At 67.1% G+C, this 23,188-nt stretch carries 23 protein-coding genes; 10 read left to right on the forward strand and 13 right to left on the reverse strand.

Annotation, left to right across the window (positions count from 1 at the left end; translation table 11 throughout):
- The first annotated feature begins 68 nt into the window (after nucleotides 1–68).
- Complete coding sequence (locus Q8T13_07460; protein ID MDP3717584.1) at nucleotides 69–209, forward strand: hypothetical protein; 141 nt, start codon at nucleotides 69–71, stop codon at nucleotides 207–209.
- Nucleotides 210–239: 30 nt separating this feature from the next.
- Here Q8T13_07460 and Q8T13_07465 read toward each other — a convergent pair whose 3' ends face one another.
- Together Q8T13_07465 and Q8T13_07470 are read right to left on the reverse strand one after the other, a co-directional pair.
- On the reverse strand, nucleotides 240–542 hold the full coding sequence (locus Q8T13_07465; protein MDP3717585.1) for a transcriptional regulator: 303 nt from the start codon (nucleotides 540–542) through the stop codon (nucleotides 240–242).
- Between the two features lie 7 nt (nucleotides 543–549).
- Nucleotides 550–1,497 (reverse strand): sodium-dependent bicarbonate transport family permease, encoded by a 948-nt coding sequence (locus Q8T13_07470; protein ID MDP3717586.1) that lies wholly within the window; start codon nucleotides 1,495–1,497, stop codon nucleotides 550–552.
- A 184-nt stretch (nucleotides 1,498–1,681) separates the two neighbouring features.
- Between Q8T13_07470 and nhaR the strand changes: the two genes are divergently transcribed.
- Nucleotides 1,682–2,599, forward strand: a complete 918-nt coding sequence (gene nhaR / locus Q8T13_07475) for a transcriptional activator NhaR (protein ID MDP3717587.1) — start codon at nucleotides 1,682–1,684, stop codon at nucleotides 2,597–2,599.
- Nucleotides 2,600–2,601: 2 nt separating this feature from the next.
- On the opposite strand, the gene Q8T13_07480 is transcribed toward nhaR, so the two are convergent.
- On the reverse strand, nucleotides 2,602–3,327 hold the full coding sequence (locus Q8T13_07480) for a transporter substrate-binding domain-containing protein (protein MDP3717588.1): 726 nt from the start codon (nucleotides 3,325–3,327) through the stop codon (nucleotides 2,602–2,604).
- Between the two features lie 118 nt (nucleotides 3,328–3,445).
- Here Q8T13_07480 and Q8T13_07485 point away from each other — a divergent pair, with 118 nt between their 5' ends.
- Nucleotides 3,446–3,769 (forward strand): chaperone NapD, encoded by a 324-nt coding sequence (locus Q8T13_07485; GenBank protein ID MDP3717589.1) that lies wholly within the window; start codon nucleotides 3,446–3,448, stop codon nucleotides 3,767–3,769.
- Entirely contained in the window at nucleotides 3,766–6,540 is a 2,775-nt protein-coding gene (napA, locus tag Q8T13_07490; GenBank protein MDP3717590.1) for a nitrate reductase catalytic subunit NapA, read from the forward strand. The genes Q8T13_07485 and napA overlap by 4 nt, the downstream gene beginning before the upstream one ends.
- A 109-nt stretch (nucleotides 6,541–6,649) precedes the next feature.
- Here the strand turns inward: napA and Q8T13_07495 are convergent, their stop codons facing one another.
- Nucleotides 6,650–6,973 (reverse strand): hypothetical protein, encoded by a 324-nt coding sequence (locus tag Q8T13_07495; GenBank protein MDP3717591.1) that lies wholly within the window; start codon nucleotides 6,971–6,973, stop codon nucleotides 6,650–6,652.
- On the opposite strand from Q8T13_07495, the gene Q8T13_07500 reads away from it, so the two are divergent.
- The gene (locus Q8T13_07500; GenBank protein ID MDP3717592.1) at nucleotides 6,972–7,364 is read left to right on the forward strand and encodes a group III truncated hemoglobin; all 393 of its coding nucleotides are present in this window, start codon (nucleotides 6,972–6,974) and stop codon (nucleotides 7,362–7,364) included. The genes Q8T13_07495 and Q8T13_07500 overlap by 2 nt on opposite strands.
- A 34-nt stretch (nucleotides 7,365–7,398) precedes the next feature.
- On the opposite strand, the gene Q8T13_07505 is transcribed toward Q8T13_07500, so the two are convergent.
- The 3 genes from Q8T13_07505 to Q8T13_07515 are packed head-to-tail and all read right to left on the reverse strand — an operon-like array spanning nucleotide 7,399 to nucleotide 12,424.
- Nucleotides 7,399–10,512 (reverse strand): efflux RND transporter permease subunit, encoded by a 3,114-nt coding sequence (locus tag Q8T13_07505; protein MDP3717593.1) that lies wholly within the window; start codon nucleotides 10,510–10,512, stop codon nucleotides 7,399–7,401.
- Nucleotides 10,513–10,515: 3 nt separating this feature from the next.
- Entirely contained in the window at nucleotides 10,516–11,703 is a 1,188-nt protein-coding gene (locus tag Q8T13_07510) for an efflux RND transporter periplasmic adaptor subunit (protein MDP3717594.1), read from the reverse strand.
- A 19-nt stretch (nucleotides 11,704–11,722) separates the two neighbouring features.
- Nucleotides 11,723–12,424, reverse strand: coding sequence for a TetR/AcrR family transcriptional regulator (locus Q8T13_07515; GenBank protein MDP3717595.1), 702 nt, complete (start codon nucleotides 12,422–12,424; stop codon nucleotides 11,723–11,725).
- Nucleotides 12,425–12,526: 102 nt separating this feature from the next.
- Here Q8T13_07515 and Q8T13_07520 point away from each other — a divergent pair, with 102 nt between their 5' ends.
- The gene (locus Q8T13_07520; protein MDP3717596.1) at nucleotides 12,527–13,678 is read left to right on the forward strand and encodes an AAA family ATPase; all 1,152 of its coding nucleotides are present in this window, start codon (nucleotides 12,527–12,529) and stop codon (nucleotides 13,676–13,678) included.
- 94 nt (nucleotides 13,679–13,772) lie between these two features.
- On the opposite strand, the gene Q8T13_07525 is transcribed toward Q8T13_07520, so the two are convergent.
- Nucleotides 13,773–14,132, reverse strand: coding sequence for a hypothetical protein (locus Q8T13_07525; protein MDP3717597.1), 360 nt, complete (start codon nucleotides 14,130–14,132; stop codon nucleotides 13,773–13,775).
- A 176-nt stretch (nucleotides 14,133–14,308) separates the two neighbouring features.
- Between Q8T13_07525 and trxA the strand changes: the two genes are divergently transcribed.
- Complete coding sequence (trxA, locus tag Q8T13_07530) at nucleotides 14,309–14,770, forward strand: thioredoxin (GenBank protein MDP3717598.1); 462 nt, start codon at nucleotides 14,309–14,311, stop codon at nucleotides 14,768–14,770.
- 24 nt (nucleotides 14,771–14,794) lie between these two features.
- Nucleotides 14,795–15,130 carry a polymer-forming cytoskeletal protein gene (locus Q8T13_07535; GenBank protein ID MDP3717599.1) on the forward strand — a complete coding sequence of 112 codons (336 nt, stop codon included), beginning with the start codon at nucleotides 14,795–14,797 and terminating at the stop codon, nucleotides 15,128–15,130.
- A gap of 57 nt (nucleotides 15,131–15,187) precedes the next feature.
- On the opposite strand, the gene Q8T13_07540 is transcribed toward Q8T13_07535, so the two are convergent.
- Nucleotides 15,188–16,414: a PQQ-dependent sugar dehydrogenase gene (locus tag Q8T13_07540; protein MDP3717600.1), complete on the reverse strand. Its 1,227-nt coding sequence runs from the start codon at nucleotides 16,412–16,414 to the stop codon at nucleotides 15,188–15,190.
- A 93-nt stretch (nucleotides 16,415–16,507) separates the two neighbouring features.
- Nucleotides 16,508–17,404 (reverse strand): hypothetical protein, encoded by an 897-nt coding sequence (locus tag Q8T13_07545; protein MDP3717601.1) that lies wholly within the window; start codon nucleotides 17,402–17,404, stop codon nucleotides 16,508–16,510.
- A gap of 215 nt (nucleotides 17,405–17,619) precedes the next feature.
- Between Q8T13_07545 and Q8T13_07550 the strand changes: the two genes are divergently transcribed.
- Nucleotides 17,620–19,008 (forward strand): M48 family metallopeptidase, encoded by a 1,389-nt coding sequence (locus Q8T13_07550; GenBank protein MDP3717602.1) that lies wholly within the window; start codon nucleotides 17,620–17,622, stop codon nucleotides 19,006–19,008.
- Nucleotides 19,009–19,078: 70 nt separating this feature from the next.
- Here the strand turns inward: Q8T13_07550 and Q8T13_07555 are convergent, their stop codons facing one another.
- Nucleotides 19,079–20,023, reverse strand: a complete 945-nt coding sequence (locus Q8T13_07555) for a cupin domain-containing protein (protein MDP3717603.1) — start codon at nucleotides 20,021–20,023, stop codon at nucleotides 19,079–19,081.
- Between the two features lie 114 nt (nucleotides 20,024–20,137).
- On the opposite strand from Q8T13_07555, the gene Q8T13_07560 reads away from it, so the two are divergent.
- Entirely contained in the window at nucleotides 20,138–20,680 is a 543-nt protein-coding gene (locus Q8T13_07560) for a hypothetical protein (GenBank protein ID MDP3717604.1), read from the forward strand.
- Nucleotides 20,681–20,759: 79 nt separating this feature from the next.
- Here the strand turns inward: Q8T13_07560 and Q8T13_07565 are convergent, their stop codons facing one another.
- The gene (locus Q8T13_07565) at nucleotides 20,760–22,652 is read right to left on the reverse strand and encodes a malate synthase (protein MDP3717605.1); all 1,893 of its coding nucleotides are present in this window, start codon (nucleotides 22,650–22,652) and stop codon (nucleotides 20,760–20,762) included.
- Nucleotides 22,649–23,173 carry a methyltransferase domain-containing protein gene (locus Q8T13_07570; GenBank protein ID MDP3717606.1) on the reverse strand — a complete coding sequence of 175 codons (525 nt, stop codon included), beginning with the start codon at nucleotides 23,171–23,173 and terminating at the stop codon, nucleotides 22,649–22,651. The genes Q8T13_07565 and Q8T13_07570 overlap by 4 nt, the downstream gene beginning before the upstream one ends.
- Nucleotides 23,174–23,188 lie beyond the last annotated feature (15 nt).

The raw sequence follows: 23,188 nt of genomic DNA on the forward strand, positions 1-23,188 counted from the left end.
GCCGCAGCGCTCGCTACATTGACCTCGTCACAGCGGCTGGTTCACCAGCCAGAGGGGACGAGGGCACCATGATCTACTTCGGTCAACATTTTGACAGCGATCAGCCGGGCAGCAGCAAGCGAAAGACGCCGCTCACCAGCCCGGCCAACCAGCCGCGCGCCGCCGTGCGGGTGGTGACGACTGGCCGGCGGCCCGAGGGCGCGGCGTAACCGCGGGTGCGGCTGAGCGGGGGCTGGCGGTCAGAACTTTTCGGGTCGAAGGACCGCGACCTCGCCGATGTACAGGATCATGGCGTAGTTGTCGTAATAGCGCGTCTGGAGCATGGCCGCAATCGCATCGGCGACGCCGGCCTGGCACACCACTTCGATCCGAATATTGGCACTCGGCGTCCAACTGGCGTTGCGGACGCCGCGGCCGCCCTTACCGCGCGCGTCGGTGATGGTGTAGCCGGACGCACCCAGCCGTTGAATCTCGCCAACCAACTCGTGCTCCAGTGCGGCTTCGGTAACGATGGTCACCAGCTTGCGATGTTCCACGGACATGGTGTGGTCATCCTCCCAGGCGATAAAGGTACTCGGCAAACCGGTGGTAGAGGGGAATGCCGACCACGATATTGAAAGGAAAGGTGATCCCCAGGGAGGCGGCCAGCGACAGCGCCGGATTGGCCTCGGGTACCGACAGGCGCATGGCGGCGGGCACCGCGATGTACGACGCACTCGCCATCAGGGTCGCCAGCAGCGCCGTTCCTCCCACCGACAGCCCCATCCCCCACCCCAACCCGGCGCCACGGGCGCCGGCGACCAGCGGCATGGCAATGCCGAACACAACCAGAAACGCGCCATGGCGGCGGAGGCTCCCGGCCTGGCCGGCGGCTATCAGGCCCATTTCAAGCAGGAACAGGGCGAGCACGCCCTTGAACAGATCCATAAACAGGGGCTCGACTGGCCTGATGCCCTCGGCGCCGGCGACCCAGCCAATGATTAACCCGCCGAGCAGCAGCACGATGCTCTTGCCCAGCAGGACTTCGCGCGCGATCGGCCGCCAGGGCGCGTTGCGGTCGATGCCTCGCGCCAACAAAATTCCCACGACGATGGCGGGCATCTCCAGCAGCACCAGGAACACGGCGACGTATCCCTCAAAAGCGACCTGCCGACTGGCCAGATAGGCGACGGCCACCGCGTACGTTCCAACGCTCACCGAGCCGTAGTGCGCGGCAATCGAGGCCGCATCGGCCCTCGCCAGGCGGCCTGCGATCCGCAGGACCGGGTAGGCCGCCAGCGGCAGCAGGACGCCCATCAGGACCACCACCAACATCTGCGGCAACAGCGCGCCAAACGGCTGCGCCGCCAGCTCGACGCCGCCCTTCAGGCCGATGGTCAGCAGCAGCAGGATGGTCAGGAAGTCGTAGATGGCCGGCGGCAGCCGCAAGTCGGCGCGCAGCAGGCCGGCGGTGAGGCCCAGCAGGAAGAACAGGACGACCGGATCGAGTGTGGTCATGCTGATCACGCCACAGGATCAGGCCTTGGCGGAGCGCAATGCCAATAGATAGTCGTTATCGGTGGCATCGCTTTGTCCTCAGGCGAGGCCGGCAAGGCGCCTGGCCGACGAACCGGTCAAGGCAAACCCTCCATATAACAAATCCGATCGAGAGGGCCGCGGCTGAAGGCCTAAACTATAGACCGTGACGGTCCCCGAGTCCACTCTCTGGCTTAATTACCATCACCTGCTCTACTTCTGGACCGTGGTCCAGGAAGGCGGCGTGTCGAAGGCCGCGGTCAAGCTGCGCCTGTCACAGCCCACCATCAGCGCCCAGGTCCGCCTGCTCGAGGAGTCGCTGGGCGAGCGGCTGTTCCAGAGGCAGGGCCGGACCCTGGCACTGACCGAGACTGGCCGCATCGTCTACCGGCACGCCGACGAGATCTTTGGTATCGGTCGTGAACTGGTTGAAACCCTGCGCGGCCGGCCGCCGGGCCGGCCCATGCAGTTGGCGGTCGGCGTGGCGAACGCCGTGCCGAAGCTGATCGTCTGCCACCTGCTGCGACCGACGGCGCACCTGTCACCACCGCTGCACCTGATGTGCCGTGAGGACAGCGTTGAACAACTCGTGGCCGACCTGGCGCTGCATAGCGTCGACCTCGTGATTGCCGATTCCCCGGCACCGTCGCACCTTCGCGTGAAGGTTTTCAATCACTTGCTGGGCGAGTCGGATACCGCGTTCTTTGCGCCCGCGGCCCTCGCCGCCCGGCTGCGTCGGCGTTTCCCGGAGTCGCTGCAGGAGGTGCCGATGGTGCTGCCCTCGGTCGATACCGCGGCTCGCCGCAGCCTCAACGCCTGGTTCGACGCCGCCGGGTTGCGGCCACGCATCGTCGCGGAGTTCGAGGACACGGCGCTGATGAAGGCGTTCGCGCACGATACGGGTGCCGTCTTTCCCGCGCCGGTGGTGATCGCGAAGGACATCGGCCGCATCTACGGGGTGCGTGCCATCGGCCTGACCGGTGCCGTGCGCGAACACTACTACGCGATCTCGGCAGAAAGGCGATTGAAGCACCCCGGGGTGTTGGCCATCACCGCGGCGGCGCGCGACGGACTGTTCAAGTAGGTCTATCTGGCGACAATCGACAGGCCCTCGACGCGATGCTGCGCTATGAGGTCGCGCAGCAGGCCCGACGAGGTGATCTCGGCGACGAAAGTTTCGAGGTAGCGCGCCGCGGCCGCCTGACGCCTGGGCACACCCATCGATTGCTGCACCGACGTAAATCGGCCTTCCAGCACGCGCGCGCCTGGCAGCTGGCGAGCGTTGGCCACCAGGTTGGGCTTCAAGCCGGCCAAGGCATCCAGCCGCATCTCGACAAACCTCTCGAATGCGCCGGGGAGGCCCTCGGCCTCGACCAGCGCCGCGTGGCGTAACGTGCGCTGCAGGAACAACGTATAGGCCGCGCGCGCCGCGGTGGCTATGTGAACGCCGTCGCGATCGACATCGTCAATTCGCAGTAACGAGGAACCGGCCGGCACCAGGTAGGACGCTTCGATCTCGACGTAGGCCGGCGAGAAGGTGATCTCGGCAGCACGCTGTGGTTCAGCGCCGATGAACGCGACATCCCAGGCGCCGGTCGCGGCGGCATCCGCGGCCAGGCCGGCGTTGGCATAGCCGATGAACTCGACTGAGGCCCCGGCTCGCTTGGCGAGCTCGCGCGCGAGGTCGGGCGCGACACCGGTGGGCTCCTCGCCCCGGGTCGAAATCAGCAGCGTGTTGGCGTAGTTCAGCGCGGCGCGCAGCCGGGCACCAGGCGCCAGCTCGGCCCGAACAGCGTCCGGCAGTTGTGTCACGCCGGTACTTTACAGCGGCATGGCTCAGTGAGGTGAAGGCCACCCACCGCCGCTCGACTCCAACTGCCCCGAGGGCCGCCAGCCCGGCGCGATATGACGGCCGTCATGGCAGAACGGGGTGCCGACAGCCATCATTGCCGTGATGCCGGCCTTTGCATACGGGCAGGCGCACGTGTCGGGCCTGCTCGTCACGGTGCGACCGGGCCATCTGGATTCCGTGGCACGCAGCCTCGCCGCCCTCCCCGGCGTGGTGGTGCACGTCAGCGACGAGGCCGGGGGCCGGCTCGTCACCACCCTCGAAACGCCCACGCTCGAAGACCTGAAGAATGGGTACGCCGCCATGGCCAGCCTGGCACACGTGGTGTCGGTGGCCGTGGTGTGCCACTACGTCGACGGTCCCGCCGCCGACCGCAAGGCCCCCTGGGCCGGAGGTGCCGCTTGACGGGTCATAGCCGACGCGCGTTCCTCCGGGCCAGCGCCGCGGCGGCCGCCGCCGCCGCCGCCGGCCTGCAACTCCCCGCCGGCCTGGCGGCACTCGCCCGCGACGGCCAGGAGTCGTGGAGCTGGGACAAGGGCGTCTGCCGTTTCTGCGGCACTGGTTGCGGCCTGCAGATTGCCACCAACGAGGGCCGGGTCGTGGCCGTGAAAGGCGACCCCGACTCCCCGGTCAATCGCGGGTTGCTCTGCGTCAAGGGGTACGCCAATGCGCAGATCTTGTACGGCGAGGGCCGGCTCACCACGCCCCTGCTGCGCATGAAGAACGGCCGCTTCGACAAGCAGGGCGCGTTCGCCCCGGTCACGTGGGAGCGGGCATTCGAGGAGATGGCGCGCCAGTTCAAGCGCGTCCACCAGGAGTTGGGGCCGACCGGCGTGGCGGTGATGGGGTCTGGACAGTACACCATCCAGGAGGGCTACGCCGCCGCCAAGCTGGTCAAGGCCGGCTGGCGCAGCAACAACCTCGACCCCAACGCCCGCCACTGCATGGCCTCGGCCGTGGCGGGATTCATGCAGACCTTCGGCATCGACGAGCCCGCCGGTTGCTACGACGACATCGAGCTCACCAACACCGTCGTCAGCTGGGGCGCCAACATGGCCGAGATGCACCCCATGCTGTGGGCGCGGGTCACCGCGCGCAAGCTGGCCGACCCCGGCTACCGCATCATGCACCTGACGACGTTCACCACGCCCACCTCGGCGCTGGCCGACGTGGAGATCGTGTTCCGGCCGCAGACCGACCTGGCCATCTGGAACTACCTCGCGCGGGAAATCATCGCCCGCGGCGCGGTCGATCGCGAGTTTGTCGATAACCACTGCGTGTTCGCCGCCGGGCCCACCGACATTGGGTACGGGCTGCGCGACGACGACCGCGGCATGCGTCCGGCCGAGCGGGACACGCGAGCCGAGCAGCGCGCGCATGTCCTCTCCCAGGATGAAGCCGTGGCGCAGGGGCGGGCGGCCGACGCGGGCCGGGCGGTGCCGCAGGCCCGCAGCGCGCAGGCCCACAACCACTGGCTCATTTCGTTCGACGAGTTTCGCAAGGCCGTGGAGCCCTATACCCTCGACTTCGTGGCCGCTCTCGCGCGAGGCCGCGCCGACGAGCCCCTGGACGAATTCAAGGCCAAGCTCGTGCAGTTGGCCGACGCCTACGCCGACCGCGCACGAAAGGTCGTCTCGTTCTGGACGATGGGCTTCAACCAGAGCACGCGCGGGACATGGCTCAACGAGCAGGCGTACATGATGCACCTGCTCACGGGCAAGTACGCCAAGCCCGGCAACAGCGCCTTCTCGCTGACGGGCCAGCCCTCCGCCTGCGGGACCGCCCGCGAAGTGGGCACGTTCGCAAACCGGCTGCCGGCGGACATGACCGTAGAGAGCGCCGCCGACCGGAGGCGCGCCGAGGAGCTGTGGCGGCTCCCGGCCGGGACGATCAATCCCAAGGCGGGCAGCCACATCATCCAGATGATGCGCGACCTCGAGGACGGCCGCATCAAGTGGCTCTGGGTACAGGTGACCAACCCGTTCCAGTCCACGGCCAACGCCGGCCACTGGGTGGAGGCGGCGCGGCAGCTCGACGCGTTCATCGTCGTGTCGGACGTCTACCCCGGCATCTCCACGCGCGTGGCCGATCTGGTGCTCCCGTCGGCCATGATCTTCGAGAAGTGGGGCGGCTACGGCAACAGCGAACGGCGCACGCAGCTGTGGCGCCAGCAGGTGTCCGCCCCTGGCGAGGCGCGCTCCGATCTATGGCAGATGCTCGAGTTCTCGAAGCGCTTCACGATTGCCGACGTCTGGGGGCGCCAGCGCGTGGCAGGCCTGGTCGCCCAGGGCTTTACGGACGGCACGCTACCCGACGTGATCGAGCATGCGAAGGCCCACGGCCTGGCGCCGGACACTACGCTGTACGAGGCGCTCTTCGCGACGCCGGCCGGACGCAAGGTGGCCTGGCCGGATCCCGTGGCGAAGGGCCACGCCAACGACACCGCCGTCCACCTCGGGGACGGGTGGTTTCCTGAGAAGGCGCTCTTCGAGGAGTACGCGTCGTTCGGCCGTGGCCACGCGCACGACCTGGCATCGTTCGACACCTACCTCGCGGACGACGTGCGCGGGCTCCGCTGGCCGGTGGTCAACGGCAAGGAGACACGGTGGCGCTTCAACGGTGAACACGACCCGTACGTGCGCGCCGGCGCCGCGATCGATTTCTACGGACCGGCGATGAAGTCGCAGCCCTCGGGCGACCTCCACGGCCCCGCGCCAGGGCCGCCGGTGTCGCTGGCCGGCAAGGCCAAGATTTTCTTCCGCCCGTACGCGGCGCCACCCGAGACGCCCGATGCCACTTACGACCTGTGGCTCAGCACGGGCCGCGTCCTCGAACACTGGCATTCGGGCACGATCACCCGCCGCGTGCCCCAACTGCACCGCGCGGTGCCGGCGGCGCTGCTCTTCATGCATCCCGAGGACGCCAAGGCGCGAGGGCTGTCGCGCCATGACTCGGCCTGGATCGAGTCGCGTCGCGGTCGCGTGCGGCTGCGCGTCGAGACCGAAGGGCGCTACGGCATGCCGCGCGGCATGGTGTACGTGCCCTGGTTCGACGAGAACGTCTTCATCAACCTGGTGACGCTCGACGCCACCTGTCCCATCTCGAAGCAAACCGACTACAAGAAGTGCGCGGTCCGGGTGGTGCGGGCCACCGACCCCACTGCGGCTGGAGGGTAATCGTGCGACGGCAGGTGTTCCTCTCGATGGTGATGCTGCTGGCCGCGCCGCCAGCCCTCCTCGGACAAGCCACGACGGACAGGCCTGCGGCGACCGATACGCCGCCCGCCTACGAGTACAACGACCAGCGGCCCGGCCAGAGCCAGCGGCTGCCGCGCGCGTGGGAAGGCGCGCCGCCGCTCGTGCCCCACGCCATCCGTGGGCTGATACCCATCACCGGACGGAACAACGCGTGCGTGCGATGCCATGGTCGCGCGGGCGCCACCACCGGACCGCCGCCGGCGCCGGCGAGCCACTTCGTGGACACACGCGAGGCCCCCGGCGTCGCGCGCCCGCAGCTGGCCGGCGCGCGCTGGAACTGCACGGCCTGCCACGTGCCGCAAACCAACGCGCCGCCGCTCGTGAGCACCCCCGAGGCCCGGTGATGACCCATGCCTGATACCCCCACGGCCCTGCCGGACATCGAGTCGCGGGCGGATGTCGTCCGCCTCGTCGACACCTTCTACGATCGCGTCCGGGCCGACGACCTGCTCGGCCCCATCTTCGACGATATCGCGAAGATCGACTGGCGCGTGCACCTGCCGAAGATGTACGGCTTCTGGGCGGCCGTGCTCTTTGGCGAGCCCGGCTTCAAGGGCAGCCCCATGGCGGTGCACCTCGCCCTGGCGCGCCAGACACCGCTAGGCGCGCGCGAGTTCGCCCGGTGGATCGAGCAGTTTCACGCCAACGTCGACGCCAACTTCGAAGGGCCAATGGCCACTGAAGCCAAGGCGCGCGCGTCGCGCATTGCGGAAGTGATGCAGCAGTACCTCGCCAGGCACTGACAGATCGCCACGGGAGCCCGGCACCGGCGCCCGTTCACAGCGGTGTCACGGGATGCTGAGCCGCGCGTCGCGAGCGCAGCCAGTTCCAGCCGCGAGCGAACACCCGCGCGCCATGCAGCTCATCGAACAACGAGTAGGCCACCGGCGTGACCAGCAACGTCACCAGCAACACCATGGTCTGGCCGCCGATCACGACCCAGCCGATGGCATGGTTCGTCGCCGCACCCACGCCCTGCGACACCACCAGCGGAATCATGCCCGCCACAAACGCCAGCGTGGTCATCAGGATCGGCCGCAGTCGATCGCGGCTCGCCTGCACGACCGCGTCGTGCGTGTTCATGCCCGCCTCTTTCAGCTGGTTGGCGTGATCGATCTGCAGGATCGAGTTCTTCTTCACGACGCCAAACAGCACCAGCAGGCCGAGGCCCGAAAAGATATTGAGCGATTGCTGGAAGATGATGAGCGACAGCAGCGCGAACGGCAGCGTGAGCGGCAACGACAGCAGGATGGTCACCGGGTGCAGCCACGACTCGAACTGCGCGGCCAGGATCAGGTACATGAAGATGAACGACAGGGCGATCGCGGTCAGGAACGCGGTGGCGGTCCGGTTCAGCTCGCGCGAGCGGCCGGAGAAGTCGGCGCGATACTCGGGACCGAAGTTCAGCCCGGCGGCGGCCGCGGCAATCTGCTCCTGGGCAGTACCCTGCGAGGTGCCGGGCAGCATGTTGGCGTTCAGCGTCACTTGCCGCTGGCGGCCCATGCGGTTGATAGTGGCCGGCGAGTCGCTGCGAGTGAACGAGGCGATGTTGTCGAGGCTGACAATGCCCAGTCGCGATGAGGGCACCGGCAGACCGGCAATGGCTTCGGTCGTGCTGCGGTTGATCTCTTCCGCGCGCAGGTGCACCTCGTACTGCTCACCCTGATCGTTGAACGTCGTCACCTGGTCGCCGGCCACGAGCAGCCGAATGGCTTCGGCGGCATCGGCGACCGAGACGCCCAGGTCGGCCGCCTTGGGCCGGTCGAGATAGACCGACACTTCCGGCTTGCCGGCGTTCAGCGTCGTATCGACGTCAACCAGGCCGGGAATGGCGAGGGCCTTCACGCGGAGGGCCTCGCTATACTCCTCGAGCTGTTTCAGGTCGGGGCCCTGGATCATGAACTGGATGCCGCCGCCGCCGCCGCCGGGCCCGCCGCCTTGCTGCACCGCCGTGCGGATGCCGGCCTCGATATAAGGCGGCAGGATCTCGTCGCGCACCTGCGCCATCACCTCGAACTGATCGCGGTCGCGGTCTTCGATGGGATGCAGGCGGACCAGCATGCTGGCGGTGTTCAGCGTGCCGGCCGCATCGCCGGCCACGGTCACGAGCGTGAACTCCACTTCGGGAATGGCGCGGACCGCCGTGCTGAGACGGTTGGCCAGCACTTCCATCGACGCCAGGCTGGTGCCCTCCGGCGCGCGCATGGTCACGTCGAACTGCGACTGGTCGTCTTCGGGCGTGAAGTTCACCTTCGTAATCTGGAACAGCGGCACGCTCGACAGCAGCACCAGGATCGCGCCGATCGCCACCAGGCCGCGGTGCGCCATCGACCACTCCAGCATGCGCGTGTAGCTGCGGTCGATCGGATCGAACAGCCGGTTGTGCTTCGAGTCGCCGTGCGCGCCCTTCCTGGCCGGCTTCAGCCAGTGCGCCGACATCATCGGCGTGAGCGTGAAGCTGACAAACAGCGACACCATCACGGCAAAGGCCATGGTCAGGCCGAAGCTCTGCATGAACTTGCCGACCATGCCGCTCATGAAGCCGACCGGCGCGAAGATCGCGACCAGCGAGAAGGTGGTCGCCATCACGGCGAGGCCAATCTCCCTGGTGGCTTCGACCGCCGCCTGCATGGGCGGCATGCCTTTCTCTTCGATGAACCGGAAAATGTTTTCCAGCACCACGATCGCATCGTCAATCACGATGCCGACCGAAAGCGTCAGCGCCAGCATGGTCAGCATGTTGAGCGTGAAGCCCATGTACCAGACCAGCGCAAAGGTGGCGACAATCGAGGTCGGGATCGAGATCGCGGCGATGACCGTCGATCGGAGATTGCGCAAGAACAGGAACACGACCAAGGCCGCGAGCAGCGAGCCGACGATGAGGTGTTCCTGCACCGCGGCGATCGACGCCTCGATGAACTGGGCCTCGTCGCGAACGATGCGCAGCTGGTAACCGGCGGGCAGGATGGCGGCCAGGTCGGCGAGGCGCTGCTTGACGTTGTTGGCGACCTGGACGGTGTTGGTGCCGGACTGCTTGCGGATCTGCAGCAGCACGGTGGCTTCGCCGTTGACGCTGGCCTGCGTGCGCGGCTCGGCCATGCCGTCCTCGATGCGCGCCACATCGCGCAGTTGAATCGGGTGGCCATCGACACTGCGCAGCACGACGTCGCCGAAGGCGTCGATGGTTTCGATGCGCCCGCGCGTGCGCAAGGTCACCGATTCGGCGCCCTGGTCCATGCGGCCGCCAGGAATGTCTGCATTCTGCGACTGCAACGCGCGGGCCACGTCGTTGACCGACAGCTTCTGCGCCCGCAGCAGTTCCGTGTTGAGCCAAAGATTCAGCTGGCGGCTGCGGCCGCCAATGACGACGACCTGGCCCACGCCGTCGGAGCTTTCCAGCCGGCGCCTGAGGACCTTGTCGGCAAACTCGGTGATGTCGCGAACCGGCTTGTCGGCGGTCACCGCCACCGTGATCACCGGCGCGGCGCTGAAGTCGAGCTTCTCGACCGTCGGTTGCAGCACCGTGCGCGGCAGCAGCGGCAGCACGCGGTTGATGCGGTCGCGCACCTCTTGCGCGGCAATATCGGCGTTCTTCTCGAGCGTGAAGGAGACCACCACCTGGGAGATGCCCTCAGACGAGGTCGAGCTGAGGGTATCGATGTTGCTGATGGTGTTGACCGCCTCCTCGATCTTGTCGGTGACTTCGGTCTCGATCTGCTCGGGTGCCGCGCCGGGCAGCCGGGTGGTGATCGAGATGGTCGGGATATCGATGTTGGGAAAACGGTCGACACCCAGCCGGCCAAAGGCAAACAGCCCGACCACCGTCAGGGACAGCACCAGCACCCAGGCGAACACCGGTCGACGGACGCAGATCTCAGCCAGCCACTGCATGGGCTACCTCACGACGACGCGGACGCCGTCGACGACTCGCTCCACGCCACTGGCGACCACGCGCTCGCCCGCCTTGACCCCGCTCGTGACCTCGACGCGCTCGCCGACCGCCTGGCCGACCATGACCACGCGTTCTTCAACCCGGTCGCCGTTCACGACAAACACCCGGGCCGTGCCCGACACGGTACGCACGGCGGTCGCCGGCACCAGCAAGCCCGGCAGCATGCTGGCGTGCTCGATCTGCGCCGTGGCAAAGAAGCCTGGCTTCAAGCGATTGCTGCCGTTCGGCACGATTGCTTCCAGCGTGAGAGCGCGGGTGGCCGCCGCCAGCGACGGCGACACGAACCGGACCTCGCCCACAAACTTCTCGCCCGGGTAGGCGTCCACCTCGAAAGTGACGGCGCTTCCGCTCGCGACCGCTGACACGAACTGTTGGGGCACCGTCAACTCCACGCGTAGCGGGTCGACGCGCATCACCGTGGCCACCTTGGTGCCGCGGGTGACGTAGTCGCCCACCGACACGAAGCGCTCGCCGACGATGCCCGCAAACGGCGCGCGCACGGTCGTGTCGGACAGCGCCTTCTGCGCCAGCGTGACGCGGGCGCGGGCCGCCAGCAGCGATTGATACTGCTGGGCCGCGGTGTTGCGCGCCATGTCGAACTGGCGTTCGGTCGCCTCGGTCTGCGCGCTGCGCTGGTCAAACTCCGCCTGCGACAACAGTTGCTGCTGGTGCAGCATGCGCGCGCGCTCGAACTCGGTGCGCGCCAGCTGCAGGGCTGCCGCCGCGTTGGCGACTTCGGGCACCTGGTCGACCGCGAACGGCGTGCCATTGGCAATCCCGAGCCGCGCCTCGATCTGGGCGGCATTGGCCTGCGCCTCGATCGCCTGGGCCTCGCCCTCGGCTGCCGCCAGCCGGATCAAGCTGTCGCCGGCGTTGACGCGGCTGCCCCGCTCCACCGGCGTCGCCATCACCCGGCCGGCCACTTCGGCGGCCACTTCGGCATCCTCCTGCGCGGTCAGGGTGCCGCTCACGCGGATGAAGCGCTTGATCGGCTCCTCCGCCACCACGGCGGTCGTGACGTTGATCACGGCGGCGGCGGCGGGCGAGGCCGGCGCGTCGGCACCGGCGCGGTCGCACCCGACCGCTAACGTGGCGCTCAAGAACACGAGGACGAGATTTCGACGGGACACGGGCGGCGCTCCTTCAGGGTTACTGCGACGGACGCCGGGACTTCGCCGGGCGCGCGGGGGTTTTCGAGGCACGGACGCGCGCGCGGCCGGCGGCCGGACGCCGCGCCGATGGGGCCGCGGCGCCCTGCAGGAACTGGTCGACATGCTGCCGCGCGTAGAGGCGCGGGTTCCTGATCATGGGCAAGTCGGCATCAATGGCATGCAACTGCCGCCAGATCACGAGCGGGCTCATGAACGCCACGCCCAGCAGGTGGGGATCGGCCTTGCGCAACCAGCCGTCACGGGTCAGGCGCTGCAGGATGGCGGCGACGCCGACGCGGCCGCTGGTGAGCCGCTCGTAGAGGTTGACGCGACCGAGCCTGGCCATCCGCACGCCGTCCGACAGCAGGATCCGGAACATCTTCTGCTCGCGGGGCTCGACGAACCATTCCAGCGTGGTGATCGCAAGCCGCTCGAGCAGGGCCCGGCCATCGGTGATGGGGCCCTCGGCAAACACGGTCAGCCGTTCCGACTTGATGGCCTGGTGGGCGTCGAGCAGCGCCTCGAACAACGCGTCCTTGCCGGTGAAGTAGTTGTAGAGGGCGCTCTCGCGCACGCCGACCGCCCTGGCGACGTCGCGCAGGCTGGTGCCGAAGAAGCCCTTGTCGGCGAACAGGTCGAGGGCGGCGTCGAGAATCAGTTGGCGGGTGCGCTGGCCGTCGGCGTTCTTGGGGCGGGCCATAAGAAATTAATGGTCGTTCATTTAATTGACCGCTGTCAACCTGGGCCGCCGCCGGCCCGGCCGATTACGTTATTTTGCGTAATCATTACGTATAATGACGTAATGGAACCAGGGAACCCGTTCATCTACGGCGAGATCGTCACCGCCGGGGCCTTCGCCGACCGCGACGATGAGCGGGCGCGCCTGGCTGCCGACCTGGCCGCCGGCCAGAAGGTGTTCCTGATTTCGCCGCGGCGCTACGGCAAGTCGTCGCTGGTCCGCGACGTCCTGCGCAGCCTCGCCGGGCAGCGGGTGCTCACGGTCGAGGTGACGGTCGCCGCGTCCAGCTCGTACATCGGCTTCCTCGAGTCCTACGCCCAGGCATTGATCGCCGCTGACACGCCCGCCAGCCGGCTGCGCCGGTGGGCCGGCGAGCTGCTGCAGGCCGTGCGGCCCGAGTTGCGCTTTGACACTGACCCGATGGGCCAGTCTCGGTTCGCGCTGGCCTTTCCGTCGGTGCGCACCGCCCGGGACACCGCCCGCCTGGCCGCCGAGGTGTTCGCGTTGCCCGGACGAATCGCCGCCGCCCGCAAGCAGCGCCTGGCGATCGCGCTCGACGAGTTCCAGGCAATTGCCTCGTTCAACGGCGGCAGCGTCGAGCACGCACTCAGGGCCGCGGTGCAGGACCAGCGCGCGGTCGGCTACGTGTTTGCCGGCTCGGAACCATCGTTGATGGAACGGATGCTCGGCCCGCGCCGGCCGTTCTACAAGGCCGGGCCGGTGATGCGGCTGGAGAAGATCGACGAAGCGTTGTTCGCCGATTTTCTCGATCAGCGTTTCGCGGCGAGTGGCATGCGAGCGGAGCCAGGGCTCGGCGCCGCGATCGTTGACCTCGCTGCCAACGTGCCGTACGACGTGCAACGCCTGGCCCACGAGACCTGGGACGACACCAGGGCGGCCGGACGCAGGACCGTCGGACTCGCCGATCTCCACGCCACGCTGACACGGTTGCTGGGCGAGCAACACACCATCTTCGAGGAGTCATGGCAACGGCTGACGCTGCCGCAGCGCGCGGTACTGCGGGCGCTCGTACTGCAGGATGGCCGCGAGTTGTTGTCGGCGGATGTGCGCACGCGGCATCGGCTGCCCGGCGCGTCCACCGTCCAGGCCGCACTCGCGGCATTGGTGCGCCAGGACATTGTGATGAGGGAAGCCAATCGCTACGTCGCCAGCGACTCCCTCTATCGCGAATGGGTCGCCCGTCAAACCTTTTAGGCGGTGTTGGGCCGTCCCTTCGGAACGGCCCGGTGAAGTTCTAATCGGTGCTGGGCGGCTCTTCCGGAACTACGCGGCCGGATTGTATGTCGTTTTAGCGGCGCCGCCCGCGGCCGTTCCCGCGATTTCCCCGGCCGTCCCGGTAACCCTCCTGGTAGCCGCGAACGAACCCGTCGCGGTAGTCATCGTCATAGCGCGAGCCCCAACGGCCGTTGTCGGCCGTGCGGTAGTCCCGCTGACCACGTGGATCGTAGCGGTCGCCGTCACGCGCATCGTCGCGGCCCTGGCGTTGTCCGTCGCGGTAGCCGCTGTCGTATGCGGCCCGCTCGTTGCGCGAGCCGTGGCGGCCGTTGTGGCCGTTGTTGCCGTAGCCGCCGCGGTTGCCGTAAGTGTCGTAGGCGCACCCGGTCAGCGTAACGGCCAGCATCACTGCGAGCGCAGATTTCAGCAGCATGTTATGAATTCCTCCCACCCCGGCGCTGGCCGCGAGGGGCTGGCTGCCAAGAGAGCAAGAGAAGTACCAATGGAAAACGGCTGGAAATGTCTGGGGATTGGGACAAATGGCCGGCCTCTGGCCGCTATAGAGGTCAGCAAGACCGCCGCGAGCGCGGAGTTTGCATGTCTCCAGGTATGAGCGCCTTGCGAATGGATGACCGCGGCGTGATCGCCGCCTGCCCGTCGTGCGGGAAGCAGAACCGGACGGCGTTCGCCCGTCTGGACCACCCGGCCCGGTGCGCGCAGTGCCATGCCGGGTTGCCGGCGGCGGCGGCCCCGGTCGGGGCGGATGCGACCGCCGCATTTGATGCGGTGGTGCAGCAATCGCCGCTGCCGGTGCTGGTCGACTTCTGGGCGCCGTGGTGCGGGCCGTGCCACACGGTCGCCCCGCAGATTGAGGAAGTGGCCCGGCGCAACGCCGGCCGGCTGGTGGTCGTGAAGGTGAACATCGACAACTTGCAGGACGTGGCCGCGCGCCTGGGCATCAAGTCCATTCCGACCCTGGCGGTGTTCGCGCACGGCCGCGAAGCGGCCCGCACGGCCGGCGCGATGGGCGCCGACCAGATCGAAGCTTTCGTCCGCCAGGCCGGCGCTTGACGTACCATCAGACCGGAGGCGTTGATGGAAGAACGGCGGCGAGCGTCCTGGATCAGCGGATCGATCCTGGTTCGGGGAGATGTGGTTTCGACCGAAGATCTGGTGATCGACGGCCAGGTGCAAGGCACCATCGAGTTGGGGGATCACAGCCTGACGATTGGTCCCGGCGCGACGGTGGTGGCCGACCTGGCCGCCAAGGTGGTCACTGTCAGCGGCTCGGTGGTCGGGAATGTCGTGGGTGCCGCGCGGGTCGAGCTGAAGTCGACGGCGTCGATCGAGGGCGACGTGAACGCGCCGACGTTCGTGATGGAAGAGGGCGCCACCCTCAAGGGCAAGGTCGACACGGGCGGCAAGAAATAACGGGAGACGAAGAGGCCCGAAGAAAGTAATTCTCCTGACCTCCTGAACTCCTGTTTCTTATTTCGGAACCAACTTGAGAATGCGCGCGGTGGAGCTGTCGGTGACGACGTAGATGGCGCCGTCGGGACCGACGCGCACGTCGCGAATCCGTTCGGGCTTTGGCTGCAGATCCTTCAGCAGCCGCTCTTCTCCCACCACCTTCTCGCCGTCCAGGACCAGGCGCACCAGGTCGTTGGTGGCGTGGCCGCCGACGAACAGGTTGCCCTTCCACGCCGGAAACAGGCTGCCGGTGTAGAACGCCATGCCGCTCGGGCCGATCACGGGATCCCAGTAGTACGCGGGCTGCTCCATGCCGGCTTGCTGCGTGATGCCGCCGGTGATGGCGCCGCCGCGATACTCGATGCCATAGGCAATCGTCGGCCAGCCGTAGTCTTTGCCCTTGCGCGCGATGTTGAGCTCGTCGCCGCCGCGGGTGCCGTGCTCGACTTCCCACAACTCGCCGGTGGTGGGGTGCAGCGCCGCCGATTGGATGTTGCGGTGACCAATCGACCAGATCTCCGGCAACGCGCCTTCCTTGCCGACGAACGGGTTGTCCTTTGGAATCGAACCGTCGGTGTTGATGCGGACGATTTTGCCAATGCCGCTATCCAGGTTCTGCGACTGCATGCGACCCGGAATGTTCGACCGGTCGCCCTGGGTGACAAACAAGGTGCCGTCACGGCCGAACACCAGGCGGCTGCCGAAATGCAGCGGCGAGTTGAACGAGGGGCGCTGGTGATAAATCACCTGCATCTCGTCCACCCGCGGCGCCGCCGGGTCGTCCACGAACTTGCCGCGGGCAACAGCGGTGTTGTTGAAGCCGGCCTGGCCTTCTTTCGGCTCGGCGTAGCTCCAGTAGATGAGGTTGTTCTTGGCGAACGCGGGGTCGAGCACCACGTCGAGCAGGCCACCCTGGCCGCGCGCGTCAACCCCCGGCAGGCCGGCGACTGGCGCTGACAGCGTGCCGTCTGCGCCGAGTACGCGCAGGCGCCCCGGCCGCTCGGTCACGAGCATCTTGCCACCCGGCAGGAACGCCAGACTCCACGGGTTGACCAGCCCCTCGGCCACCGTCACCACGTCGAACGCGACGCCGGACTTGGTCTCGGGCGCATCGGTTTGTCCGGCGCTGGCGGGTTTCTGTTCGGGATTATTGGCCGGACGCGGGTCCACGCCCTGTGCGGTTGCACTGCTGGCGGCGCCGCCCACTGCAAGGGTCAAGGCGGCCGCGATCACTCTGAGCTTCATGTTGGTCTCCCCAAGAAGGCGATCTTACCTCAGGGAGTTAGCTGGACAGGCCGGTGTGCGTGGCCGGGTATACCCCGGTCCACGCTCCTGGTTCTAACGGGCCAGCTGAACCGCATCGTCAAAGCGCACGCGCAGCACGGTGCCCTCGGGCAGGTGCACGTCCTTACCTTCGGTGGCCGCGACCACGCCGCCGCCGCCGATCAGGATGCCGGCGATGGCACCCTTGGTGCCGCCGAGAATGCCGCCGATGATGGCGCCCACGCCGGCGCCGGCGCCAATGCGAGGAAGCTCACCCTTGAGGCCGTCGCTTTCAAGCGCCTCGGTCACGTGCGCACGAGCGTCATTCGTACGGCCGTTCACAATCAGCCGGGTGAATTGAATCGTCAGTTTGCCCTGGCGATCGGTGCGGCTGGCGCGCTCGACGGATGAGACGTACCCGGTCAGACGCGAGCCCGCCGGAACGATCAGGTCTTCGCCGCGATACAGGTCGACGACCGTGGTCGCCTCGACCGCATCCTCGACCTTGGCGGTGTCGGACGTGAGGGCGGTGCTCAAGCGCACGTCGAGCTCACTGCCGGCCGGGATGGTGCGGGCCGCCTGGTTGCTCTGCTGGTTGTTGTTCTGGCGGTTGTTGCCCTGCTGATTGTTGTTCTGCCGGTTGTTGCGATCGCGATTGTCACGCGAATCGTAGTTGTTGTTGTTGTTCGAGGTGCCGCCGACGCGCGCGATGTAACGATCGAGTCGATCGCTCAGGTCGCGGCGTTCACGGGCGGTCACGGTTTCGCCCCGGCGCGCCTTGACGCGCAGGTAGGCCAGGTCGTCTTCGAGGTCTTTCAGCTCACGGTAGTTGCCCGTGAGTTCGACGCGGGCGAGCGCCGACTGGGCGTCCTGAACCTTGCGTTCGAGGGCTGCCATGTCGGTGCCGGTTTGCGCTGCGGTGACGCTGGCGGTCAGAAGCACCGCGGCGATCACACCAATTCCAATTTTCATCTTTCACTCCCCGAGCGCGACAATTGCGCTCACGGGTGTGGAGAGAGCAAGTGTCGTGCCCATCGAAACCCCTGGAAACCCTTGCCCAGCTCTGCCGTGTTACCGATTCTGGGCAGTTTGCTGCCGAAATCATCTGGTTTTGGATATAAAAGACTCAAAGGGGACGTTGGCCGACGGCGCGATTCTTGAAACAGTTTCGCGTGAGGAGCATCGAGATGAAACTGCACAGCCGGCTGGCATTGGTGTTCACCCTGGTCGCTACCACCGTGGTGGCCCAGACGAAGGTGACCCCACCGAAGAACAAGTTTACGGTCGAGCAGGACGTGCAGATTGGCCGGGAAGCCTCCGCGGAGGTCCGCAGGGAGTACCCGATCATCACCGACGATCAGATCGAGGGCTACCTCGAACGGCTCGGCGACCGGCTGGTGAGCGCGGCGCCCGCCGACCTCAACAAGCCGCAGTTCGATTACTCGTTCACGCCGGTGAACCTCAAGGACATCAACGCGTTCGCGTTGCCCGGCGGCCCCATGTTCGTCAACCGCGGCATGATCGAGGCAGCGGGCGGCGAAGGCGAAGTCGCCGGCGTGATGGCGCACGAGCTGGCACACGTGCTGCTGCGCCACGGCACGGCCAACGCCACCAAGGCGCAGGGCTTCCAGATTGGCGCGCTCGCCGGCGCCATTGCCGGCGCGGTGGTCGGCGGCGGCCTCGGACAGGTCATCGCCCAGGGCTCGCAGTTTGGCCTCGGCACCTGGATGATGAAATACAGCCGCGACTACGAGAAGCAGGCCGACCTGCTCGGTGCGCAGATCATGGCACGCGCCGGCTATGACCCGCGTGAACTGGCGCGGATGTTCGAGACCATTGCCAAGCAGGGCAACGGCGCCCCGCCCCAGTGGCTCAGCAGCCACCCCAATCCCGGCAACCGCACGCAGTACATCACGCAGGAAGCGAATCAGTTGCGCGTGGCACCGCGGCCCGACGACAGCGGCTTCGCACGCACCCGTTCGCGCCTGACTTCGCTCGGCCCGGCGCGCACGATGGCCGAGGTCGAGAGGAACGCCAAGAGCGGCGAGGGTAACCGCGCGCCGGTATCAGTAGGACGGGTCGGCGATCCCGTGCCGCGACCCTCAGCGCAGTACCGCACAGTGAAGGGCGGGCAGCTATTCCAGGTCAGCATCCCCAGCAACTGGACGGCGCTCGCGTCAGAAAGCTCTGTGAAGTACGTGCCGCAGAACGGCTACGGCCAGGCTAACGGACAGGAGACCATGACCCACGGCGTCGAGATGGGCGTCATGCGCGCGTCATCGCGCGACCTTCGGCAGGCCACGCAAACGCTGGTGGAGGGCTTCCTTCAGGGCAACGAGGGCATGCGGGTGGCCGGTTCCCAGCGTAGCGTGCAGCTCTCGGGCCGCGCCGCCATCCTCACTCCGCTCGAAGGGCGCTCGGTCCTTGGCGGGGTCGAGCACGTGGATGTCTACACAACGCTGCTGGCTGACGGGAACCTCTTCTATCACCTCGCGGTCGCGCCGGATCGGGAGATCGACCTCTACTCAGCCGCCTTTACCCGCGTCGCGCGGTCGATCAGGCTAAACGACCGCTAGCGCTTCCGGGCGCACTAAAGTGCGCCCCTGCGTTTCTACCACCCGTAGGGGCGGGCTTCAGCCCGCCCGTCTATTTGACCGGACGAGGCTCGAGCAACAGCGCGTTGCCGACGTACTCGGTGATCGAGAGCCGGCACGATGGGTTGGGCCCGGTATAGCGCGTGGCATGCCAGGTGCTGGCGGGCACGTACACTACGTCGCCCTCGCTGGCCACGAACGGCTCTTGCCCTTCGAATGCGTAACGGATCTGCCCGGCGAACACGAGCCAGAATTCCGCGCTCTCGGCGTGAAAGTGGCCCTTGTCGAGCGGATTCGGCGGCGGCAGGTTCTTCTCGTGGCCGTAGAGCACGAGCATCTCCGACTTGTCATCGCGAACGAAGCGGCCGCCGGAGTATTTCTCGTTTTTCGCCGCGGCCTCGTGAATGTTCAGGTGCGGCTGGTTGAACTCGTCGTACCGGCCGGGTGTGCGGTTGATGGTGACGGGCACCCAAGCCGTGCCGGCCGCCGGCGCAGGCGGGGCGGCCTCTTGCGGATACATCGTCTTGGCGCCGGCCACGTTGACGACAAATCGCAGGCTCGGCGTCGTGCCGATGGTTTCCACCGAGTAGATGGTTTGGCGCGGGATGTTAATCAACGACCCGCGGCGCGCCGTAATCGGCGCCTGCCCTTCGATCTCCACCCGCACTTCGCCTTCAACCACCGCGAACCACTCGCGCGTGTCGGGATGAAATCGCTGGCTGACCCTGGTGCCCGGCGCGGCGAAGAAATACTCGGCCGTCAGCCGCCCGTCATTCACCAGCAGCTCGTGCCAGTCGGCTTGCCCTTTGTGCTTCGCCTTCAGGTCCGCGAGTTTGACCCATGGCTTCTGCGGCGGCACATAGCCGGGTGTCTTGATCGGCTTGGGCGCCCACGCGCCGGTGGGCACGGGACGCGGCGGAGCGGGCTGCTGCGCGACCAGTTCTGAAGCACAGCCGGCTATCAAACCGATAACGACGACGAGCAGTGTCTTTTGCATGGGCTGTCCTCTGGCCTCTTATACCTCACCGTGTAAGAAATTCGCCGATCACACGGCGAAAACCGTTCCGTTCGCCCACGAACAGACGGGCACGCTTCTTGGATTATCAACGGCATGAAGAACGGTACAACCTCAGCCGCGGCGCTCGGACTCATCGGTGGTGTTGCCCTTGGCGTATGGGTTGGCGCGGAGATGACATCGGGCCGCGCGATGGCCGAGGCCCCGGTGGCTGTTGAGGAGACCATCGCCGCGCCGGCACCGGAGCCGGTGAAGGCCACGCCGCGGCGCGCCCGGGTGGTACGCGCTTTGCCGGCCACGGTGGCTCCCGCCAAAGCCGGCGCGCCGAAGTTGGTCATGACCATTCCGGTGTCGGCGCCCGAGCTGCACGACCGCATGAAGCCCGTGCTCGCCCGCGGCACCAGGATCCCGATGGCCGTTGAAGGCTTCAAGGATGCCGAGCAGTTTGCGACCATTGCCCACGCCGCACGCAACACGCAGGTGCCGTTCATCCTGCTCAAGCACCGCGTGCTCGTCGAGGGGCAGTCGCTCGAAGCGGCGATTCGCGCGTCGAAACCCGGCCTCGACGCGGCCGGTGAAGTGGCGCGCGCTCGCAGCGAAGCCAAGTCGGACATTGCCGCGCTCTCGGCCACGGATTAAAAGCGGCCACCGATTAGGCACAGATCAAACACCGATTTCCTTGGTCAAGGCAGAACCTGGAGATCGGTGTCAATCGGTGTCAATCGGTGGCTGGTTTTCGTGAGAAGTCGAGGTTCGCCGTGATCCTTGTGCCATCGGTGGCGAAGGCGTCTGCGGCCAGCCTGATTCGGCGTCTGGCCTCGTTGAGATCGTGGTTGCCGAGGTTGATGTTGAGCAGATCGATATACCAAGGCAGCTTGGTGTGGCCCATTACGTAGGTCACGACAATCTCCCGGGCAATAGGCAGCGTGGTGGTTTTTGACACCTCGTGGACGTCGCGATTCGCCGCAGTCAACAGCTTCGCATACTCCTCGTCGATGAGCCGGGCGCAGAGTTCGGCCGAGAACACCTCGCCGGCGTGCTCGCCCTCGGTCAGCACGGCCTGCTTGTGCAGCCACTCCCATAGGATGCTCAGCCGGATCTCACCCGTCGCCATGTCTTCCATCAGATAGAGCACATCGTCATTACCAAAGAAGTCGGCGGGCTTGAGCGCCGCGGCCTGCAGCCCCTGGCCGAAGGCGTTGCCGTACTGGATGGCCACGCTGATCAGATCGCGGGCGCCGCGCACGGTGCGTGGCGCCGGCTCCAGTTGCGTCAGGCCCACCGCATCGGCATCGGTGTAGGTCAGCCGCGGAAACGCGCGCCCCATCTGGTTGGCCTCGCCGGCCTGCTCCCAGACCGGCCGGACGATGTGGACCATCTTCCAGTGGGCGACCCATTTGCCGCTGGCGCCCTCGCGTTGTTCCCGCTCGGCGCCAGCGAGCGCGCGCTTCATGCCGGCGGCAACACCGGCTTCAGACCCCACCGGGATGTTCGGCTCCATGCCGCCCTGCCATAGCGCGAAGCGGCCCTCGCGGTCTGGGGTGTTCACGGCCCGGCGCACGCGATCCTCGTACTGGCGCATGTAGCCGTAGGTCATCGTGATGGCGTCGATGTTCGGGTTGATGAAGGTGCCGTCCCACGCCATGGCATCGGACACGCTGTTGATGTAGTCCCAGCGCCCGGTGTTGAAGCCGACGAAATGCCGGCCGAGCGCGGCCCGGATCTCCATCAACTGGAAGCACGCCTCGATCTGCTCCACCAGGACATAGGCCTTGATGGCACCGGGTTCGAGACCCAGGTGGGCCTCGAGCGCCGACAGCAGGTCGCTCCACAGGGCGGCCTCTTCGGCGGTCTGGATCTTCGGCAGGTACAACACCACCGATGCGCCCGCGTCGCGGAGACGGCGATGGTTGTTCACCACGTAGAGCGTCGCGTCAACGATCGAAGCGGAAAACCCTTCGCCGCTGGCGTGGCGGACCTGCCGATCGTCGAGGTGCAGCCCGCGGGCGCGGAAGATCTTCGTCGTGAAGCGCAACTGCCGGCGCCAGTCGTCGATGATGGGCCGCTGGAAGAACCCCGCGGCCCACTGGTTCATCTCGGCGGCGACCTGCTCGGCCACCTTCAGGAACAGCGGATCTTCGTGGATTGCCAGCTTCAGGTTGCGCTGATTCTCCAGCGACATGGTTGAGACCTGTCCAAGGGCGTCTTCACCGTCGAACATCCAGCCGTCGGCGCCCGACAGCAGCGCGTACGCGACGTTACGGAGGCCGACTTCAACTGGTGCATGTGGCCGCGAAGCGGGGCCGGTGCCCTGGATCCACTGGCGTTGCAGGTCCGGCGGGATCTCGCTGCCGGTGAACCGGCCCTCGCGCGCGTCGCTGACGCGGATGGCGGTGCGGCCGATCAGGTCGCCGGCTGGCAGAAAGCCAATGCGCTGCTGGTTCCGGGCGCGCTGGCGGCGGCGTGCGATCCGCTCGTCCATCAGCGTCTTGCGATCGCGATCGAAATGGGCGAGGTGCTCGAGGGCGGCCACGGCCGCCGGCGTCAGCACATCGGCAAAATCGGCCTGGAGGGTGCCTCGAATCTCGAGCGTGCGCGCGGCGGACGTCATTTTTGAACTCTCCACAAGAGGATTTCGGCCTCATCCACCCGGCGGCGTTCGTCGGACGGCCAGCCAGGCATGTCGAACTGGTGCGAGACAATGCGCGTCCCCGGCGCGAGGGCGCGCAGCTTCGGCATCAGGCGCTTCATGATGCTCGGCGACAGGTACGCGGTCACCACGGTCGCCTCGCTCAAGTCGGCCTCGAAAAGATCGCCCGTGATGAAGCGGACACGGTTGGCGACCTTAGCGTCGTTGGCGTTGCCCCACGACTGGGCAACCAGGTTCGGGTTGATCTCGATGCCCATGCCGCGAGCACCGTACTTCTGCGCCGCGATGATCGGGATGCGGCCGTCGCCGGATCCCAGGTCGTAGACCACGTCGCCGGCGGTCACGCCGGCCAGCTGCAGCATGGCGTCGGCCACGGCGTGGCGGGTCGGGTTGAAGAAGATGTCGGGCGTCCCCGCCTGGCCGCCCGTTGCCGCCGTCGCCGCAAGCAAGAGACTGAGGGTGAAAAGGACGCGCGTGGCCATGGCGACGGTTAGTAT

This window comes from Acidobacteriota bacterium (genome assembly GCA_030697165.1).
In the GTDB taxonomy this organism is placed as follows: domain Bacteria; phylum Acidobacteriota; class Vicinamibacteria; order Vicinamibacterales; family UBA2999; genus 12-FULL-67-14b.

Excerpts from the sequence above, each read along its gene's own strand:
- Q8T13_07520 (MDP3717596.1), top strand. The coding sequence starts at position 12,527 with ATGGAACCAGGGAACCCGTTCATCTACGGCGAGATCGTCACCGCCGGG.
- Q8T13_07560 (MDP3717604.1), top strand. The coding sequence starts at position 20,138 with ATGAAGAACGGTACAACCTCAGCCGCGGCGCTCGGACTCATCGGTGGT.
- Q8T13_07535 (MDP3717599.1), top strand. The coding sequence starts at position 14,795 with ATGGAAGAACGGCGGCGAGCGTCCTGGATCAGCGGATCGATCCTGGTT.
- Q8T13_07555 (MDP3717603.1), bottom strand. The coding sequence starts at position 20,023 with ATGCAAAAGACACTGCTCGTCGTCGTTATCGGTTTGATAGCCGGCTGT.
- Q8T13_07470 (MDP3717586.1), bottom strand. The coding sequence starts at position 1,497 with ATGACCACACTCGATCCGGTCGTCCTGTTCTTCCTGCTGGGCCTCACC.
- Q8T13_07550 (MDP3717602.1), top strand. The coding sequence starts at position 17,620 with ATGAAACTGCACAGCCGGCTGGCATTGGTGTTCACCCTGGTCGCTACC.
- Q8T13_07545 (MDP3717601.1), bottom strand. The coding sequence starts at position 17,404 with ATGAAAATTGGAATTGGTGTGATCGCCGCGGTGCTTCTGACCGCCAGC.
- Q8T13_07525 (MDP3717597.1), bottom strand. The coding sequence starts at position 14,132 with ATGCTGCTGAAATCTGCGCTCGCAGTGATGCTGGCCGTTACGCTGACC.
- Q8T13_07460 (MDP3717584.1), top strand. The coding sequence starts at position 69 with ATGATCTACTTCGGTCAACATTTTGACAGCGATCAGCCGGGCAGCAGC.
- Q8T13_07495 (MDP3717591.1), bottom strand. The coding sequence starts at position 6,973 with ATGGGTCATCACCGGGCCTCGGGGGTGCTCACGAGCGGCGGCGCGTTG.
- Q8T13_07515 (MDP3717595.1), bottom strand. The coding sequence starts at position 12,424 with ATGGCCCGCCCCAAGAACGCCGACGGCCAGCGCACCCGCCAACTGATT.
- Q8T13_07505 (MDP3717593.1), bottom strand. The coding sequence starts at position 10,512 with ATGCAGTGGCTGGCTGAGATCTGCGTCCGTCGACCGGTGTTCGCCTGG.
- Q8T13_07540 (MDP3717600.1), bottom strand. The coding sequence starts at position 16,414 with ATGAAGCTCAGAGTGATCGCGGCCGCCTTGACCCTTGCAGTGGGCGGC.
- Q8T13_07500 (MDP3717592.1), top strand. The coding sequence starts at position 6,972 with ATGCCTGATACCCCCACGGCCCTGCCGGACATCGAGTCGCGGGCGGAT.
- trxA (MDP3717598.1), top strand. The coding sequence starts at position 14,309 with ATGAGCGCCTTGCGAATGGATGACCGCGGCGTGATCGCCGCCTGCCCG.
- Q8T13_07465 (MDP3717585.1), bottom strand. The coding sequence starts at position 542 with ATGTCCGTGGAACATCGCAAGCTGGTGACCATCGTTACCGAAGCCGCA.
- Q8T13_07570 (MDP3717606.1), bottom strand. The coding sequence starts at position 23,173 with ATGGCCACGCGCGTCCTTTTCACCCTCAGTCTCTTGCTTGCGGCGACG.
- Q8T13_07565 (MDP3717605.1), bottom strand. The coding sequence starts at position 22,652 with ATGACGTCCGCCGCGCGCACGCTCGAGATTCGAGGCACCCTCCAGGCC.